The 258-nt window shown below is 65.9% G+C and carries 1 protein-coding gene; it reads right to left on the bottom strand.

The annotated features are described in order from the left end of the window. Positions 1-258, bottom strand: a 258-nt coding sequence (locus GJQ66_RS14970) for a hypothetical protein (RefSeq protein WP_230379646.1), incomplete at both ends; no start/stop codon positions are given.

Here is a 258-nt window from a genome sequence, read left to right as displayed (position 1 = left end):
CCCGGGCCGCAGGCGGTCGTCCTCCTTCTCCGCCGTGGAGCGGACCAGGACAAAGCTGTCCCCGCTATAGAGCACTTCCACCGGCTTGAAGCGGGCCGACCGTCCCACCATGCAGTAGACGCCGGAGACATTCTCCGTCTGAAGGTTTCCATTCTCTCCCAAAACCGCCCGTTCCGCCCGCAGGGACTCCTTGGGGACCCGAATGCCGGCGGTGGCCCCGTAAAGCACCTCCGCCCTCTGCTGGCGCAGCAAGGTCAA

The organism is Microbacterium sp. ZXX196 (genome assembly GCF_009709595.1).
Taxonomy (GTDB): Bacteria; Actinomycetota; Actinomycetes; order Actinomycetales; family Microbacteriaceae; genus Microbacterium; species Microbacterium excoecariae.
This window is presented reverse-complemented; position numbering and strand designations above follow the sequence as displayed.